Below are 14,899 nucleotides of genomic sequence, written 5' to 3' on the forward strand. Positions count from 1 at the left end.
GCGAGCGCCGATAGGCACGACGCCGAGTCGCCTACATCTTGAAGATGCTTACTAAATGCATATACATACCAATTGCATCAGCGTCAAGCCGGGCGAACGGCGATTTTCGTGCGGCGGACACGATCGCTCCCCGGAGGCGCCTCCGCGCTGAATTTAAGTGGATCCGGAGGAAATCGACCTCTCAGATCACAATCGAACGTCTAACGAAATGAGTCGATGATGCGCTCGTCAGGCGCCTCCCTACTCAGCGCTCACGAGCGCAGCCAACGAGTCTTCCATGCCGCAGTGAAACATGTTCGTTGCACAGCCCTCATTCTCGTGACGCGCGGGGATGTGCAGGCGCGGCGCGGGCTCGCGCCATCAATGCCGGCCTGCCTTCCATGCGTTGTCCCGCGGCGAGCGTTCGAAGGAGGGCCACGCGTCGAAGACGACGAACTGAGCATCGCTCTCCAATCTTGCCGGCACGCGCGTCACGCGCGCCGGCGTCTCCTCGTCGTGGAAGCGTTGAACGATCTCGAACGAGCTGGAGACGGGCCGCCAGCCGCCCCCCTCCCACCGCGAGCGCTCGCCGCGAACCTCCAGCGCGCCGCCGTCGGCGATCGCGACCGTCACATCCGAGGCCGAAGGGGGACCCAGGAGGCGGTCGGCCATGATCGGGCCTGCTGCGCGCGCGAGCGCGCCTCGGACCGGCTCTCCGGAGCGCACCATGTCGGCGACCCGCGTCGCTGCGTGCAACGCCTCGGCGTCTCCGACGGCCTGCGCCCATGCGAGGGTCTCCAGCGGAGCGTACGCCATGACCCAGCTGGCCGCGCCGTCGTCGGCCAGACCCGACACGGGCGCGTCGAGTGCGCCGAGCGCATCCGCGACGTCGTCGCTGCGGCGATCCAGGAGCGCGAGCCACGCGTCACCGCCATCCGACCGCCGCACGCATTCGAGCCCGATCCACCCCGCGACGCCGTTGATGAGCCACCGCGCCCCCGGCTCCGCGCGCAGATCGGCGCGGTCCGCGAGCGAGCGCGCGGCGAGCGCCTCGGCCACCGCGGCCCGTCGCTTCAGGCGTCCGGCGCCGGACGCGGCCACGTCCCAGCCGTCCCCTTCCGGCAGCCACAGGACCGCGCCATGGGCCCGGATCTCGCCGAGATCGCGAGGCGCCTGCACGACCGTCGTCACCTCCGGGATGGCCCCGAGCCGCGCCTGAACACACGCGCTCATCGTCTGGACGTCCTCCAGGACCTCGCGCGCCGTATCGGCGCGGGACGGGCCATGCCACGCCGTGACGCCCTCCTGCCGCAGCTGTCTCGGCTCCGCCCCCCTCGGCAGCCACGCCACGGCGAAGTCGAGGCCTTGTGTCGTGCTCCCCTCGACAGGCGTGCTCACGCCTTGATCGGAGAACGACACCGACCAGCGCCAAAGGCCCGCCGGCGCCACGGCGAGGGCGGGTACCAGCGCATTCCTGTCGAGCGCGCCGGGGCGCTCCGCGAGCCCCAGCGCGCGACGTGTGGACGGAGATCGCAGCGCTCGCTCTCCGTCGTACCCGAGCCGCGGGACGAGATCGGCCGCGCGCGCCCACACCCCGGAGCCGTCCAGCCACGGCGCCTGCCCCTCGGCGAACCAGCGGGGCGACGCGATCCTGATCTCGAGCTCGACGTCGCACCCGCTCTGCGCGCAGCTGCCCAGATCGACCATGAAGTGCTCGCTCGCCGTGACGACCTCACGAGGGGAGCCGTCGACCTGGGCGCCGTCGATATCCATCCCGGTGCGCAGGCTCCCGTGCAGCTTCGCCGCGCTGGCCCGTACTCCCCGCAGCTTCCAGCGGACGTGGGCGGTGCGCGCGGACGGCGCGATCTTCGCCTCGACCTCTCCGCCCTCCACGGAGAACGCCGACGCTTCCGGCCAGAAACGGGCCTCCCAGGCCGCGTCGGCGGCGTTCTCCTCGCTCTTCGATGCGAAGCCGCTCTGCACCACGATCTGCTCGTGCAAGATCGTCGATGAGCAAGCGATCGCAAAGAGGCTGAGGGCCGCCAGGGCTCCCGCGCCCTGGGCCAGCTGCCGCGCTGCCCCGCGCCATCGATCGATCCTCCTCAGGGCCGTGCCGCGGGGGTAAGCGAGCCACGCCAAGGCCACGGCGAGGCCGACGCAGCTCAGCTTCAGGACGCCCATCTCGAGCACCGGCAGGAGCCACGGCGACCACCCCGAGAGCTCGGAGAGGGCGACATGCACCGGGATCCCCAGCTGCGCGGGTGGATACGAGACGATGTCGATCTCGTGATTCACGAGCGCGATGAACGCAGCCAGCATCGACGCGGCGTACCCCGTACCGGGCGAACGCACGAGCGCGTGGACGAGGAACGTGATCGCGCCGAGCTCCAGCAGGGCGGGCGCGGCGACGAGCGCGTTCACGAGCAGCGCATTCCACGGCTCGAAGCTCGAAGGGAGGGTGAGACCTGTCACGATCCACGCCGAGAGCGTCGGCGCCAGGGCCATGACCGCCGTCAGCAGGAGAGCGGCGACGGCGCGGCCAACCACGCGTGTGCCGAGCGGCGCCAGCGTCGCGTCGATCATCTCGTCGAACCCGGATTGCTGATCTCGACGAGCGAGCGCCCCCACGAACCCCGCCACGGCGAACACGGAGAACACGTAACAAAGGCGGATGAGGAACGGCGCGAGCAGCGCAGGCCGTGGGACCAGCGGCCCCTCGGCGTGCCCGATCACATGGTAGAAGGCGCCTGCCACGTTCATGAGGGTCCAGAGCGCGACCGCGGTACGGAAGGCCCACCCTCGGGTCGTCAGCGAGAGGTGCCAGCGAGCCTCGGACAGCGTCGCGCGGAGCCAGGATGGCGCCGTGATCGGCGGCAGCGCTGCGACGGCGGGCGCAGCGGGCGCGGCGGCACGAGAGGTCGCCTCGCCGCTCGGCGACGGCTTGCCGGGCCGCCCGAGCACGAGCGACTCGCGCCCGTGCCGCGCGAGCGCGAACGCCAGGATGGCGAGGGGGACGAGGCTCCAGAGGAGCCGATTGACGAGGAGCGGCGCGGTCATGGCCAGCTGCGCCGTCGCCTTTTCATGCGGCGTCCAGCGCTTCGTCTGCGCCTCCGCCTCCCCGAAGCCGCTCACGTCGACCACGGTCGCGATGTCCGTGTGCAGGTCACCGCCCCGCAGGACGATCATGGCCACCATCCAGATCAAGATGACCACCGCCGCCACGGCGAACGGACCGGCCGTGCTCCGGGTCCGGAGCGCCGCGGTCAGGTAGAGCGCCCCGAGGCCGATGGCCGACGGCACCACGAAGAGCGCCCACGACGACGCGATCGCCACGATCGGCGTGGGCCCGACCGCCTCTCTGGGGAACACCCCGAGCGCGGCGAGCCCGGGGACGAGCAGAAACCCGAGCGAGCTCGCCGAGCCCAGGATGCAGGCGAGCCCGACAGCGCCGATGTAGCGCGAGATCAGCAGCCCGCGAAGCGACACGGGCGCGGAGAGCACCAGCTCGTGGAGCCCCGCCGCGCGATCCCGCGTGACGACCTGCGCGAAGATCCACGCCCACGCGAAGATGAGCCAGAACGATTGCCCGGAGGTCATCAGGAAGACCACATGCGGGCTGTTGCGCGCGACGTCTGCCCCGCCCATGTCGCGCAGGTACTCCGCGCTGGAGAGCATGATGAACAGATAGCCGACGAGGCCGACGAACATGAGCGGGACGAGCGAGGTACGCAGCCCCGCCCGCAGCTCGTGCAACGCCTCGACGGCGTAGATGCGCGCGGAGCTCATGCGGCCTCCGCCTGTCGCGACTCGGCCAGCAGGTAATGATAGGCATCGTCGAGCTTGGGCGCGTGAGCGACGAAGCCGTCGCCGGGCGACACATCGCGCACCACGACGGCGCGGGTGCCGCTCGGCGTGGGCGAGACGTTCAGCGCGTCGTCGGGGATCGGCTCGCCCCGCGCGAACGTCCGGGTCCACAGGCGGCCCGCGAGCGGCGCGGTGAGCTCGGCCGGCGCTCCCTCGGCGACCACGCGCCCCCGGTTGACGATCGACAGCCGCCCGCAGAGGTTCTCCACGTCGTCCACGATGTGCGTCGAGAGCAGCACGACGGCCTCCGCGGCGACCTCCGCGAGCACGCGATGAAAGTGGTTGCGCTCGGCCGGATCGAGGCCGGCGGTCGGCTCGTCCACGATGAGGAGCTGCGGAGATCCCACGAGCGCGAGCGCGATGCCGAACCGCCGCAGCATGCCCCCGGAGTAGGTCGCGACCTCGCGGTGACCGACGTCGCTCAGGTTGACGCGCGCGAGCAGCGTCGAGATCTCCGCGTCGCGCTCGCGCCGGTCCGTGCGCCCCTTCAGCCAGGCGAACCGCTCGAGCAGCGACCGCCCCGTCACCCCCGGGTACGCGCCGATCTGCTGCGGGAGGTACCCGAGGCGGCGGCGGAGGAGGTCAGGAGATGCAATGACGTCGATCCCGTTGAACGTGATCGTCCCCGCGTCCGGCGTCTGGAGCGTGGCGAGGGTGCGCATCAGCGTGCTCTTGCCCGCGCCGTTTGGGCCCAGGAGCCCGTAGAGCCCCGGTCCGACGTCCAGGTCGACGCCGTTCAGCGCTCGAACGCCGTTGGCGTACGTCTTCATCAACCCCTTCACGATCAGCCCGTTCGAGTTGGACATGGGATCTCTCCGCTTCCGGTTCAGCGCACGCGCAGGACACCCCACGTGGCGCCAGGCATCGTCAGGGCGCGCGCGGGCGCGCCGTCCCCGGTCGTCCGCACCAGGGTGGTCGAGCCGAAGCCTGCCGTTGACTCGTTCTCGTAGGCCTGCTCGTCCACCTCGAACACCTTGATGCCGCCGGCGAGCGGCCGGCGATCGAGGCGCTCGGCCGCTCCTGGATCGTCGAGCGCGATGCGCCACGTCTGCCAGCCCGGCGCCGAGTAAGCCTCCAGGTGGGTGGCGTCGGCGCTGGGCGAGTAGATGCCGGTGTCCAGCACGCGCAGGTACGCCACGCCGTCGGAGCCGGGGATCAGGCCGCCGGTCGGGCCGCCGGTCACGTCGTTGAGCGCCACGACGTCGGTGTCGAGCTCGTCCTGGCCTGCAGCCATGCGCGCCATGCACGGCGCAGGGGCTCTCTCCGGGTCGATCATGAAGATCGAGGCGACATAGGGGTCGGACGCAAAATGGATATCTCCGCTCGGCGCCTTCACCGTGTAGTAGAGGCCTCCGCAAGGGGCGCCCTTCACCTCGATCGAGCCGTCGGTCGGATCGAAGAAGAGGACCTTCGATTCGCTGGCCACGCGATCGTACGCCGCGCTCGTGCCGTAGAGTGGAGCGACGAGCCGCCCGCCGTGCTCACGAAAGCCGGGCTCCCCGAGGAACGTGGTGTCCGCGGAGTCGATGCGCGCGTCCGACACGTCGATGCTCCGGGTGATCTCCATGGCAGCGAGATCGAGCTCGAGCGCCTGCCCCGAGACGAGGTCGAAGAGGAACCCTCGGTCCGGGCCGTCGAACACCATCTTCTCCCCGACAAGGAAGGAGATCCCGGCTCCTCCGAGTCCGAGCCGAGCTTCGAGCTCCGGCTTGCCGGCGGCCACCCTGTATTTCGAGACGGTGAGCTCTTCGGAGCTGACGACATAGAACACCTCGGCTCGCGGGACGCCCCAGATAGAGCCTCTCCCGGGGAGCTCGATGGCGTCGTCCAGGCTGACGGCCCCCCCGTTCACGTCGTCGACCACCCAGACGAACATGGTGGTATTCGTGAAGTCGCTGCTCTCGACGCGGCTGGCGACGGCGTAGCGGGGACCGCCGTCGTCCGGCTCCCGGGCGCCGCTCTCCCCGGGGTCGCTGCCGCACCCCGCCGCGAGCGGCAGGCAGACGAGGCACGACGTCGCGAGAGCCCAGCGAGCGCCCCCCATCCGGAATCGTTCCATGAGCCGCCCTTGCTCGCCGCGCCGTGCGCTCGGGCGTGCGGCGGCCTCGACCTCGAGGAGCCTGGTAGTACCTGATGAGCTCATCACTTGCTTCCTTTCTCGCGCCGGGCTTCGCTAGAGCGACAAACGGGTTGAAACTGCCTGAAACGCGCAGAATTTCGAACCGCCAAGTCGCCGAGGACGCCAAGAACGGAGAATTATCTTGGCGTCCTTGGTGTCTTGGCGGTTCATTTCTCGCTCGATCAACGTGATCGGTGTCCTAGGGCTCGCCTGTGGATCGCGGATGTCGCGTGAACCTCACGCGGATGGGCGGCGACGTCGCCGTGATGAGCTGGCCTCCCTCGTCGGCGGCGGGCAGGAATCGCTGCTTGCGAGCGCACGCGAGCGACATCTGGCCGAAGCCGTAGCCCGGGTCCGAGAGGAGCTCCGCCGAGGCGACGGTGCCGTCCGAACGAACGACCGTGCGAATGACCACCGTTTGCTCGTCCACCGAGAGCGCGTCCGCTTCGCGCGGCCAGGGGCAATTCCATTCCCGCGCGGGCTGCCCGACGGGCCTCGCGCGCGAGGGGCCTCCCTGCCGGCGCTCCGGAGGAGCGCTCGGGTCCACACGCGCGGCGTTCACCGCCTGCGCGCTCGTCCCCGCAGAGGAGGTGACGCCCCCGGCATACCGCTCTCCGCGGCCAACGGCGATGTCGAACCCGGTGAAATCGAGCGGCGCAGCCGCGTTCTCCGCCAGGGCGACCTGCCCTGCCTGCGCGGGCGGAGGAGGCGCCGCGGGCGCGTCAGGCGCCCGAGCAGCGGCAGGAGCGGCCGCGCGCGCGGGGGAGCGCTCGGCGGCCCTGGGCGCCGGAGCTTCCGCCTGCGGCGAGGGGCTCGGTGGCGACGGCGGTGGGGCCAGATCGACCACGTGCTCCACCTGCAGCGGCGGGCGCGCGTCGCGCTGGCTCGCCGTCGTGTCGTCCGGGCCCAGGCGGAACGCGATGATCCCGACCGTGCCCTGCATGACGGCCGCCGGCATGAGCGCGAGCACGAGCGCTCGGGCCGAATGTTCCTTGACGGCTCCCAGGACGATCCCGGCAGTGCTGTCGGCCGCGAATGCGCGGGCTCCTCCCCTCGCGCGCCGGGGCTGGACGTGGGAGCGCGCCCCGTCGAGGACGATGCCGGCGACGCTCTCGGGGTGGAATTCCGATTGAATCATGGATGGCCCGTCCTCTCCGCCGCATGGGCCTCGGCCTCCGGGCGGACGGCGCCGAAGGCGACACGCGCGATCCCCGCGGCTTTCAGCGTGTCGAGCACCGTCATCACGCGGCCGTGCGAGACGGCGCGGTCGGCCTGGATCACGGCCCGGAGCTGCGGATCGCGCGACAGGGCCGCCCGCACGCGCTCGCGCAGCGCCGCATCGTCGATCGCGGCCCCGTCGACCTGCGCGGGCCCCTCCGCGGGCAGCACCACGCTCAGCACCGCCTGGACCTCTTCGCTCTGCGACGCGTGCGGCAGATCCAGCGGGACGGCGGGCGCGACGACGATCTTCGCGGTGACGATGAAGATGATCAGGAGGACCAGCGTGATGTCGACGAGCGGCGTCACGTTGATCCCTTCGATGATCCCGCCGCGGCGGGATCTCGCGCTCTGCCCGGCGCTCGCCATGACTAGGCCGCCTCCGGGCGGGACGCCTCGCCGTTCATCGGCTTGTCGATCGCCGCGCTGCCATGGGCCGCGCGCGCGGGCTCGACACGAGAGGACTGCGGGGCAGCCTCTCCGGTCGCCAGGTAGGCGAGCACCAGGTTCGAGAGCGTCTCGGCGTCGTCGAGCATCGCGGCGATCCGGCGCTGCAGGTAGTTGTAAGCGGCCACCGCCGGCAGCGCGACGCCGATGCCCACGGCCGTCGCCACGAGCGCCTCCGCGATCGCCGCCATGACCGCGGCGGAGGCGACCTGGCTCGCGGCCCCGCCGCCCGCCGCCCCCGTGGCCTGACCGAGCTGCTCGAACGCCAGGATCACGCCGATGACGGTGCCAAAGAGGCCGACGAAAGGCGCGTTGTTGCCGAGGGTCCCGAGGTACGCGAGCCGCGCCTCGAGCGCCTTCCGCTCGGCGGCCATCGCGCTCTGCATCCCCTTGTCCGCCGCGGCCGACCCGCGCTGCGCGAGCCTCAGGCCCGCGCGGGCGACGCTCGCCCCGACCGATCGCATCGGCCGGAGCGCGTCGAGCGCGGCGGCGACCGAGCCATTCGACAGGTGGGCGTCGAGCTCGGCGGCGAGCGCTCGCACGTCGTCGTCCTTCGAGCGGAAGTAGAGCCAGCGCTCGATCGCGATGGCGATGCTGCCCGCCGAGAGCGCGAACAGGAGCCACAGGACCCAGGACGCGCCGGACTGAACGAGCAGGTTCTTGACGGCTACAACGGTGTGCATCTCATCTCCTCGAGTTCGTGTGCTCGGCGAGCCGCAGGGTCAGTTGATTCGTCGCGTGGCCGTTCATCCCATCACCTGCCCCTCGAGCTCAGAGCTCCGCCGTGGTCTTGACGTAGAAGCTCCTTCCCGGGCGCGGCGTGCGGAAGAAGTCGAACACACGCTCATCCGTGAGGTTCTGCATCTCGAGGGTCGTGCTCAGGCTCGCGCTGCCGCGCCGGACGACGTATCCGAGCCCGGCCGAGTGCACGAGCTGCGAGGGGATCACCTGCTTGGAGTCAGGCCGCCCGAGGCTCTCCCAGGTGCGGAAGTACTCGTGTACATAGCGGCTGTTCCACGTGAGCGCGACCTCGTCCTCCGCGGCGAAGACGCGGCGAAACAGGAGGCGCGCGGTGCCGTTGGCGAAGAGGTACGGGCGGTTCGGGATGCGATCTCCCTCGAAGGCGCCGAACGCCCCCTCGCTCGAGGTGTTGCGGAAATCGAGGTAGGTGACGTTGCCGTCGAGCGCGAGGTGCTCCCCGGGCGAGGTCCATCCGGCGGAGCCTTCGACGCCGAGCGACCGCGCGCCGTGGACGTTCTCGTGCTTCTGGTCCCGATCGTTGCCGAGCAGCACGATCAGCCGGTCCGCTGCGCGCAGGAAGCCATTGCCCGTCGCGCGAAAGGCGCCCGCCGGCGTCTCGCGGGCGTCGAGGGTGAGCCCGAGGTTGACGTTGTGGCTGACCTCGGGATCGAGCCCGAGGTTGGCCGCGATGAACGTGTTGTCGCCGAAGACCTCGTCGGGGCTGGGCAGCCGCGTCGCCCACTCGTAGGAGGCCTTCCCGTAGAGCCAGGGCGTGAACCTGTACCGGAGCGCGTCGCCGATACCGAAGCGGTGGGTGCTCCCGTCGCGGTCGCGCGCGAGATCACCGGCGACCGGGCTCTCGCTCGCGATGCGCTGCACGTACTGCTTGACGAACAGGACGTTATCGAGCCGGTCCTCGAGCAGGTCGAGGTCGTACTCCAGGCCGTTCACCAGCGCGAGCACGCTGCGGCGGTCGGCGAGCGGATCGGGGCTATCTGGATCGCTTTGCCGGCGCTCCTCCCCCGTCCGTGTCACGTAGGTCGGCGCGACGGCCAGGCGGACGGCGTGCGACCGCTGGATGCGCCATTCCACGTTGAGGCGCGCGAAGGCGGAATGGTCCCGGAAGACCTGGTCGTGGGGGACAGCGTCCGTCTCGCCAGGCTTGCTGTCCTCGGGGTCGCAGCGTCCCAGCCAGTCGTAGTCGCAGGTCGCGACGTCGAGGAAGCGCCCTCGGACGTACGCATAGCCGCCCACCGCGTCGAGCGACACGCCGCGCCCGAGCGGCTGTTCGTAACGGAGGTTCACGCCTGCCGAGGTCTCCCCGTACGTCACGCCGCCGTACGGGACCCTCATGACGAGCCTGTGCTGGTACTCCTTCTCGTAGTCGGTCACGAAGGCGCGCAGGCGCAACCGCCGCGCCCACGGCCGATCGACGACCCCGAGCTCCACGTGGCCTCCCGCGCTGCGGTACGCGTCGTGAAAGCGGTAGACGCGCGCCGGCGAGAAGCGCCCGCGCTCGTCCTCGACCTCGGTATCGACGGGGTAGTCGTTCTTCGCAACGTCGAAGAAGCCGCTCGCGCGGGCGAACAAGCCGCTCGGCCTGTGCAGGTGGCTGCCGGCGAGCGCCGTTCGGTGGGTGTCGAACGAGCCCACCTCGTAGGACGCGCCGGCGCGTGATTCGCAGAGGTCCTGATCGGTGACCAGGTCGACCGCCCCGCCGAGGGCGTCGGCGCCGAGGCGCACCGGGACCACGCCGCTGTAGATCTCGACGCGCTCGACGAGGCCTACCGGCACGTTCGAGACGCCGAAGGGATAACCGGCCAGATCGAGCGGCACGCCGTCGAGGAAGAACCGCACCTGATCGTCCGTCAGCCCGTTCAGCGAGAAGCGCGTGGCCGAGCCGAGGCCTCCCTCGCGGCGCACGCCGACCCCCTGCGTGCGCGCGAGCACCTCGCCCATGTCCGAGGACTCCCGCTTGACGCGATCCATCTCGACGACCGTCACGGCCTCGGCCGATTGCCGGCGCCGCTCGGCGTCCGACGGCCCGCGCACGGTCACCTCGATCGGGGCCTCCTGGCCGGATGGCACGAGCCGCAAGGCGATCTCGGCGACGTGCGCTCCGGCGATCTCGGTCTCGACCTCGGCCCGGCCGACGCCGCTCGCCTCGGCGATCACGACGCAGGGCCCGGGCGCGAGGCCCTCGATCTGGAAGCGGCCCTCGCCGTCGGTGTGCGTTCGCTCGGTGGAGCCATCCTGGTGCCGCACGAGCACCTCGGCGCCGGCGACGCCGTGCGAGCTCGCGCCGGGCAAGAGCACGCGCCCGCGGAGCGCGCCGCTCGCAGGCGCCTTCGGGAGGTGAAACTCGTAGGCGTAGAGGATGCGGGAGGCGACCGGGGTGTCCCCCCGTCGCGCAGGCGAGAACAGGAAGCGCTGCGCTGCGGCCTGCGCCGCCTCGTCGAAGCCGTGCCCCGCGGCCTGCGCCACGTCCGCCGCCGACACCCGCCCATCCGCCTCGATGGTGAGCCTCAGCACGACGGTCCCCTCCCGGCCTTGCGCGAGGGCGGCCGCCGGGTAATCGGCCTCGGCGAACGCGTTGAGGACCGGCGGGTGATTCTCCGGCGCCTGCCGGGGTTCATCGGCGGCGCCCGGAGGCGCTTCGCCGCCCGGCGCGGCGTCCCGGGCCGGCTCCGCCGGCGAAGCCGCGCCGGCGTCCTGCGCGTGCGCGGCCCCGCCCGCGAGCAGAGCTCCGGCCGCGACAAATGCGGCGGCGCCGGCGCTCCTTCGCGCCCGGGACGGGCGCGCTGGGCCTCGCCGCGCGGGAGCCTCGGTGTTCATGCGGCTCCATCTATAGCAACGAGATACATGTTGCAATAGTTTTGCATGTGCACTCAGGATGCCGTTCATGGCCGCGCGCGCGGCGCTCCGCGCGGGCTCTCTGGGCGGGCAAGGGAGGGGGGGACATCGCGCGCGGGGAGGGCGCCGCGCGCGTGGGTCGGCCGGTGCGTGCTGCTGCCTGGCGATCACCGGGTGATCGCCGCGGGCCGGCGGGAGATCTCGGAGGCCGGGCCGGGCTCAGCCGGCGGGCGCTTCCCTGAGCGCGGCGCTCGTCTCCACGTCGCGCCCGTCGAGCCTGCGGAACTCTCGGTTCACCATGACGAGCACGAGGAGGAACATCGCGACGTCGATGGCCGTGGTCCCCCAGTAGACCCCGCTCACCCCGACGAGCCTCGGCAGGAGCCACATCAAGGGGATGAAGAGCACCACCTGCCTCAGGAGGGCGACAACGCTCGCGAGCTTCGCCCGCTCCAGGCAGGGGAACAGCACCAGCGCGTTGAAGACATACGGCAGAAGGGGCAGCACGACGATGTAGATCCGGAAATCGAGCAGCTGCTGCGCGGTGAACTCGGACCCCGGCAGCAGGAAGCCGAGGACCGCGTTCGGGGCGAGCATCATCGCGAGCCAGAACGGCAGGACGAACGCGACCCCGGCGAGCCCGAAGAGGCTGAAGGCGCGCTTCACCCTGACGTGGCGCTGTGCCCCGTAGTTGATCCCTTCCACCGGCTGCAAGGCGCGCATCAGCCCGAGCATCGGGGTCAGCATGAACAGGAAGAGGCGGTTGCAGGCGGCGTAGAAGGCGACGTCGTTCTCCGTGCCCTGGCCCGAGACCGCGTTGTAGACAACGACGTTCTGGGCGATGCCCATGATGGTCAAGATCATGCCCGGCATGCCCAGGGAGACGATCTGCTTCCGGATCGCCGGATCGATGCGGATCGTGCGCCAGGCCGTGTCGAACGAGGCGCGCCCCCTCGCGAAATACAGGAGCCCCACGACCGAGTAAACGAGCATCGCCGCGTTGGTGGCCCACGCCGCGCCTTGGACGCCCCAGCCGAACGTGTGGATGAACAGCGGCTTCAGGGCGACGTCCACCAGCAGGCCGAGGGAGATCATCCACGCCGCGGTCTTCATCTTGCCTTCGCCGCGCACCGTCATGTTCACGGCCAGGCCGTGCACCCAGAACACCGAGCCGAGCGCCGTCACCTTGAAGTACTCGGTGCCGTACGCGAGGATCTCCCCGGTGCCGCCCATCATGCGCACCAGCGGCTCAGCGAACACGTAGGCGAGCACGGTGTAAGGCAGGCTGAGGAGCAGCGACAGCCCGTTCACGCTGCCCAGCAAGCTGTGGAGCTTGCTCTTGTCGCCGGCGCCCAGGTAGATGCTGAGCGCCGTGCCCGCGCCGGTCCCGACCAGGCTGCCGAGGCCGAGCGTGATCTGGGACAAGGGGTAGGCGATGCCGACGCCGGCCAGGGCGCTCTTGTTCATCAGCTGGCCCACGAACACGGCGTCCAGGAAGGCGTTGAGCCCGTAGAGCACCATGGCCAGCACCGCCGGCCACGAGAGCTCCCACATCACTCTCGTCAGCTTCCCCTCGAGGATGAACTGCTTCTGCGTGTCTCTATCGTTCATGGCACAGATCTCCGTCGATTCGGTGTCATCGACTCCACGCGGCTGGAACCGCGCCGCCCTCCACGCGCGCAACGACAACGCAGCTGGAGGAAATCTGTCTTCATGACGTCCCCACATCGAGGGCGCAGACGTGAGCGTCCGCAGGCGCCATGGTGCCCGCGAAGCCACCTCCTCGGACGAACGCGATCCGACAGGCAGCCCCAGGGCACACGGCGCCCCTGCTCCTCCCTCTCCAGCGTGCTTGCCATCTCCTAGCATGCGCACCGGCGCAGATGCAATTGATTTTTATTTTCATCGCATGGAGCGACCGGCGGGAGCAGCATTTCGACCGCGATCTGGAGGGATTTTCTGCCGATCGGCCGCGGAGCGCGCGGCGGCCTACCCCCGTTGCCCGAGGGCGATCGCGGGGCCCCGGCGTCGCGCCGCGCGAGGATCCTCTGCCCCGGGCTGCGCGCCGTAGTACATAGCCACGAGCACATCCCTGGAAGGAGCGCGCGATGGCAAAGCTGATGGTCTTCGAGACGTTCTCCAAGTCGGATATCGAGGCGCTGCTCGACGCCGGCATCGTCGTCAACCTCGCGTTCGACGCGTCGCACCCGAAGCGGGAGAAGACGGTCCACCTCGAGCTGCTCATCGACGCCACCCAGGAGGCGATCCTGCGGCTCAGGAGCCGCTACAACGAGACGTACATCAAGCTGAAGGGCGCGCTGATGCAGGGCGAGGGCACCTACAAGCTCGAGTGCCACACCTTCGATCAGGACATCGTCGACAGCTCGCCGAAGTCCTATGAGATCCGCCAGAACCGCGCGATCGTTCGGTACGGCGACGCCGGCACCGTCATCCAGGACATCGGCTGGTGGTGAGCGCCGGCGGGGGGTGGCCGGCCGGCGCCGGAATCGGTGGCCGCCTCCGGATAATGGGCCTCAGATAGCGACGCTGCGGAGCCGCGGCCTCATCGAGCCGCTCGGCCTTGAGCCTCCCTCAACCCACGCACCGCCAGCACCAGCTCCTCCAGCGTGTCGACGATGCGGTCGGCGCCCGCAGCCTCCAGCTCCGCGCGCGACCCGTATCCCCAGGTCACCCCGATCGCCACGAGGCCGTGCGCCTTGGCGCCGAGGACATCGTGTTCGCGGTCGCCGATCATGCAGGCGTCGGCGGGGGTGAGCGACTCGCGCTCCAGGGCGTGCGCGATGAGCTCGGCCTTGGTCGAGCGCTCGCCGGACAGCTCGGCGCCGTAGACGCGGGACACGTGCGAGCGGAGGTTGAAGTGGTCGACGATGCGCTCGGCATAAACGGCCGCCTTGCTGGTGACGAGGCAGAGGCCGTGGCCCGCCTGGCAGAGCTGCGCGAGCGCCTCTGGCACACCGGGATACACGCTGTTCTCGAACAGGCCGAGCGTGCCGAAGCGCTCGCGATAGACACGCACGGCCTCCTCGATGCGGGCGCTGTCGCGCGTCGCCAGGATCTCGGCGAACGCATCGCGCAGCGGCGGACCGATGAAGCGGCGCACCTCGGCGAGGCTGAGCGAGCCGTGCCCGAGCACATCGGCCGCGTGCACGAAGCAGGCGGCGATGCCAGGGGCCGGATCCGTCAAGGTGCCGTCGAGATCCAGAAACAACGTGCGCATGGCCGCGCACGTAGGGCACCGAAGGGGGCGGCGGCAAGGGTCGCGAGGAGAGGCATGGGCGGCGCGTCGGAGCCCGCGCGCCCGGCGCGCCCCGCGGTGACGCTCCCCTCGGAGAGGTGGGCATCGCGATGACGCTCCAGGTCGACGAGCGGGGGATGACAGATTTGTCCAAGGGGGGCGACGACGATCTCGCCGTCTATTCGAGCGGGTCGCAGCGGCAATAGAACAAGGACGGTCGGACGCGAGCCGAGAGTCCCCGCAGGTCCTGACCAACGCCCCCCTAACCGAAGGTGACGACGATGAACTATCCTGCCCTTTCATCCCGATTGGTGATCCGCTGCGCTCTTGGGATAACCGTGCTCTGCCTCGGAGCTTGCAGCTCGGAGAGTGACCTGAACGACGGTTCGGAGTCGGAGAGCGCCGCAACCGGAGGGACGGCG

10 protein-coding genes are annotated in these 14,899 nt (G+C 70.5%); 1 reads left to right on the forward strand and 9 read right to left on the reverse strand.

The annotated features are described in order from the left end of the window. Positions 1-360 precede the first annotated feature (360 nt). From WMF45_RS41065 to WMF45_RS41100, 8 genes are all read right to left on the reverse strand, one after another. The gene (locus WMF45_RS41065) at positions 361-3,765 is read right to left on the reverse strand and encodes an ABC transporter permease (RefSeq protein ID WP_437711625.1); all 3,405 of its coding nucleotides are present in this window, start codon (positions 3,763-3,765) and stop codon (positions 361-363) included. Beyond that, positions 3,762-4,649: an ABC transporter ATP-binding protein gene (locus WMF45_RS41070; RefSeq protein WP_437711627.1), complete on the reverse strand. Its 888-nt coding sequence runs from the start codon at positions 4,647-4,649 to the stop codon at positions 3,762-3,764. Before WMF45_RS41070 ends, WMF45_RS41065 begins: the two co-directional genes overlap by 4 nt. Before the next feature lie 20 nt (positions 4,650-4,669). After that, entirely contained in the window at positions 4,670-5,986 is a 1,317-nt protein-coding gene (locus tag WMF45_RS41075; RefSeq protein WP_437711629.1) for a hypothetical protein, read from the reverse strand. 175 nt (positions 5,987-6,161) lie between these two features. Then, complete coding sequence (locus tag WMF45_RS41080; RefSeq protein WP_437711631.1) at positions 6,162-7,100, reverse strand: ferric siderophore ABC transporter substrate-binding protein; 939 nt, start codon at positions 7,098-7,100, stop codon at positions 6,162-6,164. After that, positions 7,097-7,549, reverse strand: a complete 453-nt coding sequence (locus WMF45_RS41085; protein WP_437711633.1) for an ExbD/TolR family protein — start codon at positions 7,547-7,549, stop codon at positions 7,097-7,099. The genes WMF45_RS41080 and WMF45_RS41085 overlap by 4 nt, the downstream gene beginning before the upstream one ends. A gap of 2 nt (positions 7,550-7,551) precedes the next feature. Next, positions 7,552-8,310: a MotA/TolQ/ExbB proton channel family protein gene (locus WMF45_RS41090; RefSeq protein ID WP_437711635.1), complete on the reverse strand. Its 759-nt coding sequence runs from the start codon at positions 8,308-8,310 to the stop codon at positions 7,552-7,554. An 88-nt stretch (positions 8,311-8,398) separates the two neighbouring features. Further along, positions 8,399-11,203: a TonB-dependent siderophore myxochelin receptor MxcH gene (gene mxcH, locus WMF45_RS41095; RefSeq protein WP_437711637.1), complete on the reverse strand. Its 2,805-nt coding sequence runs from the start codon at positions 11,201-11,203 to the stop codon at positions 8,399-8,401. Positions 11,204-11,440: 237 nt separating this feature from the next. Beyond that, positions 11,441-12,832 (reverse strand): MATE family efflux transporter, encoded by a 1,392-nt coding sequence (locus tag WMF45_RS41100; RefSeq protein ID WP_437711639.1) that lies wholly within the window; start codon positions 12,830-12,832, stop codon positions 11,441-11,443. A gap of 497 nt (positions 12,833-13,329) precedes the next feature. Between WMF45_RS41100 and WMF45_RS41105 the strand changes: the two genes are divergently transcribed. Next, positions 13,330-13,695: a hypothetical protein gene (locus WMF45_RS41105; protein WP_437711641.1), complete on the forward strand. Its 366-nt coding sequence runs from the start codon at positions 13,330-13,332 to the stop codon at positions 13,693-13,695. A gap of 89 nt (positions 13,696-13,784) precedes the next feature. Here the strand turns inward: WMF45_RS41105 and WMF45_RS41110 are convergent, their stop codons facing one another. Continuing rightward, complete coding sequence (locus WMF45_RS41110; protein WP_437711643.1) at positions 13,785-14,459, reverse strand: HAD hydrolase-like protein; 675 nt, start codon at positions 14,457-14,459, stop codon at positions 13,785-13,787. Between the last annotated feature and the right edge of the window lie 440 nt (positions 14,460-14,899).

It is taken from the genome of Sorangium sp. So ce448, from assembly GCF_051520915.1.
Taxonomy (GTDB): domain Bacteria; phylum Myxococcota_A; class Polyangia; order Polyangiales; family Polyangiaceae; genus Sorangium; species Sorangium cellulosum_B.

Bases quoted from the DNA above. Each gene is read 5' to 3' on its own strand.
- WMF45_RS41080 (WP_437711631.1), bottom strand. From the start codon at position 7,100: ATGATTCAATCGGAATTCCACCCCGAGAGCGTCGCCGGCATCGTCCTC.
- WMF45_RS41100 (WP_437711639.1), bottom strand. From the start codon at position 12,832: ATGAACGATAGAGACACGCAGAAGCAGTTCATCCTCGAGGGGAAGCTG.
- WMF45_RS41075 (WP_437711629.1), bottom strand. From the start codon at position 5,986: ATGAGCTCATCAGGTACTACCAGGCTCCTCGAGGTCGAGGCCGCCGCA.
- WMF45_RS41065 (WP_437711625.1), bottom strand. From the start codon at position 3,765: ATGAGCTCCGCGCGCATCTACGCCGTCGAGGCGTTGCACGAGCTGCGG.
- WMF45_RS41105 (WP_437711641.1), top strand. From the start codon at position 13,330: ATGGCAAAGCTGATGGTCTTCGAGACGTTCTCCAAGTCGGATATCGAG.
- WMF45_RS41090 (WP_437711635.1), bottom strand. From the start codon at position 8,310: ATGCACACCGTTGTAGCCGTCAAGAACCTGCTCGTTCAGTCCGGCGCG.
- WMF45_RS41085 (WP_437711633.1), bottom strand. From the start codon at position 7,549: ATGGCGAGCGCCGGGCAGAGCGCGAGATCCCGCCGCGGCGGGATCATC.
- WMF45_RS41110 (WP_437711643.1), bottom strand. From the start codon at position 14,459: ATGCGCACGTTGTTTCTGGATCTCGACGGCACCTTGACGGATCCGGCC.
- mxcH (WP_437711637.1), bottom strand. From the start codon at position 11,203: ATGAACACCGAGGCTCCCGCGCGGCGAGGCCCAGCGCGCCCGTCCCGG.
- WMF45_RS41070 (WP_437711627.1), bottom strand. From the start codon at position 4,649: ATGTCCAACTCGAACGGGCTGATCGTGAAGGGGTTGATGAAGACGTAC.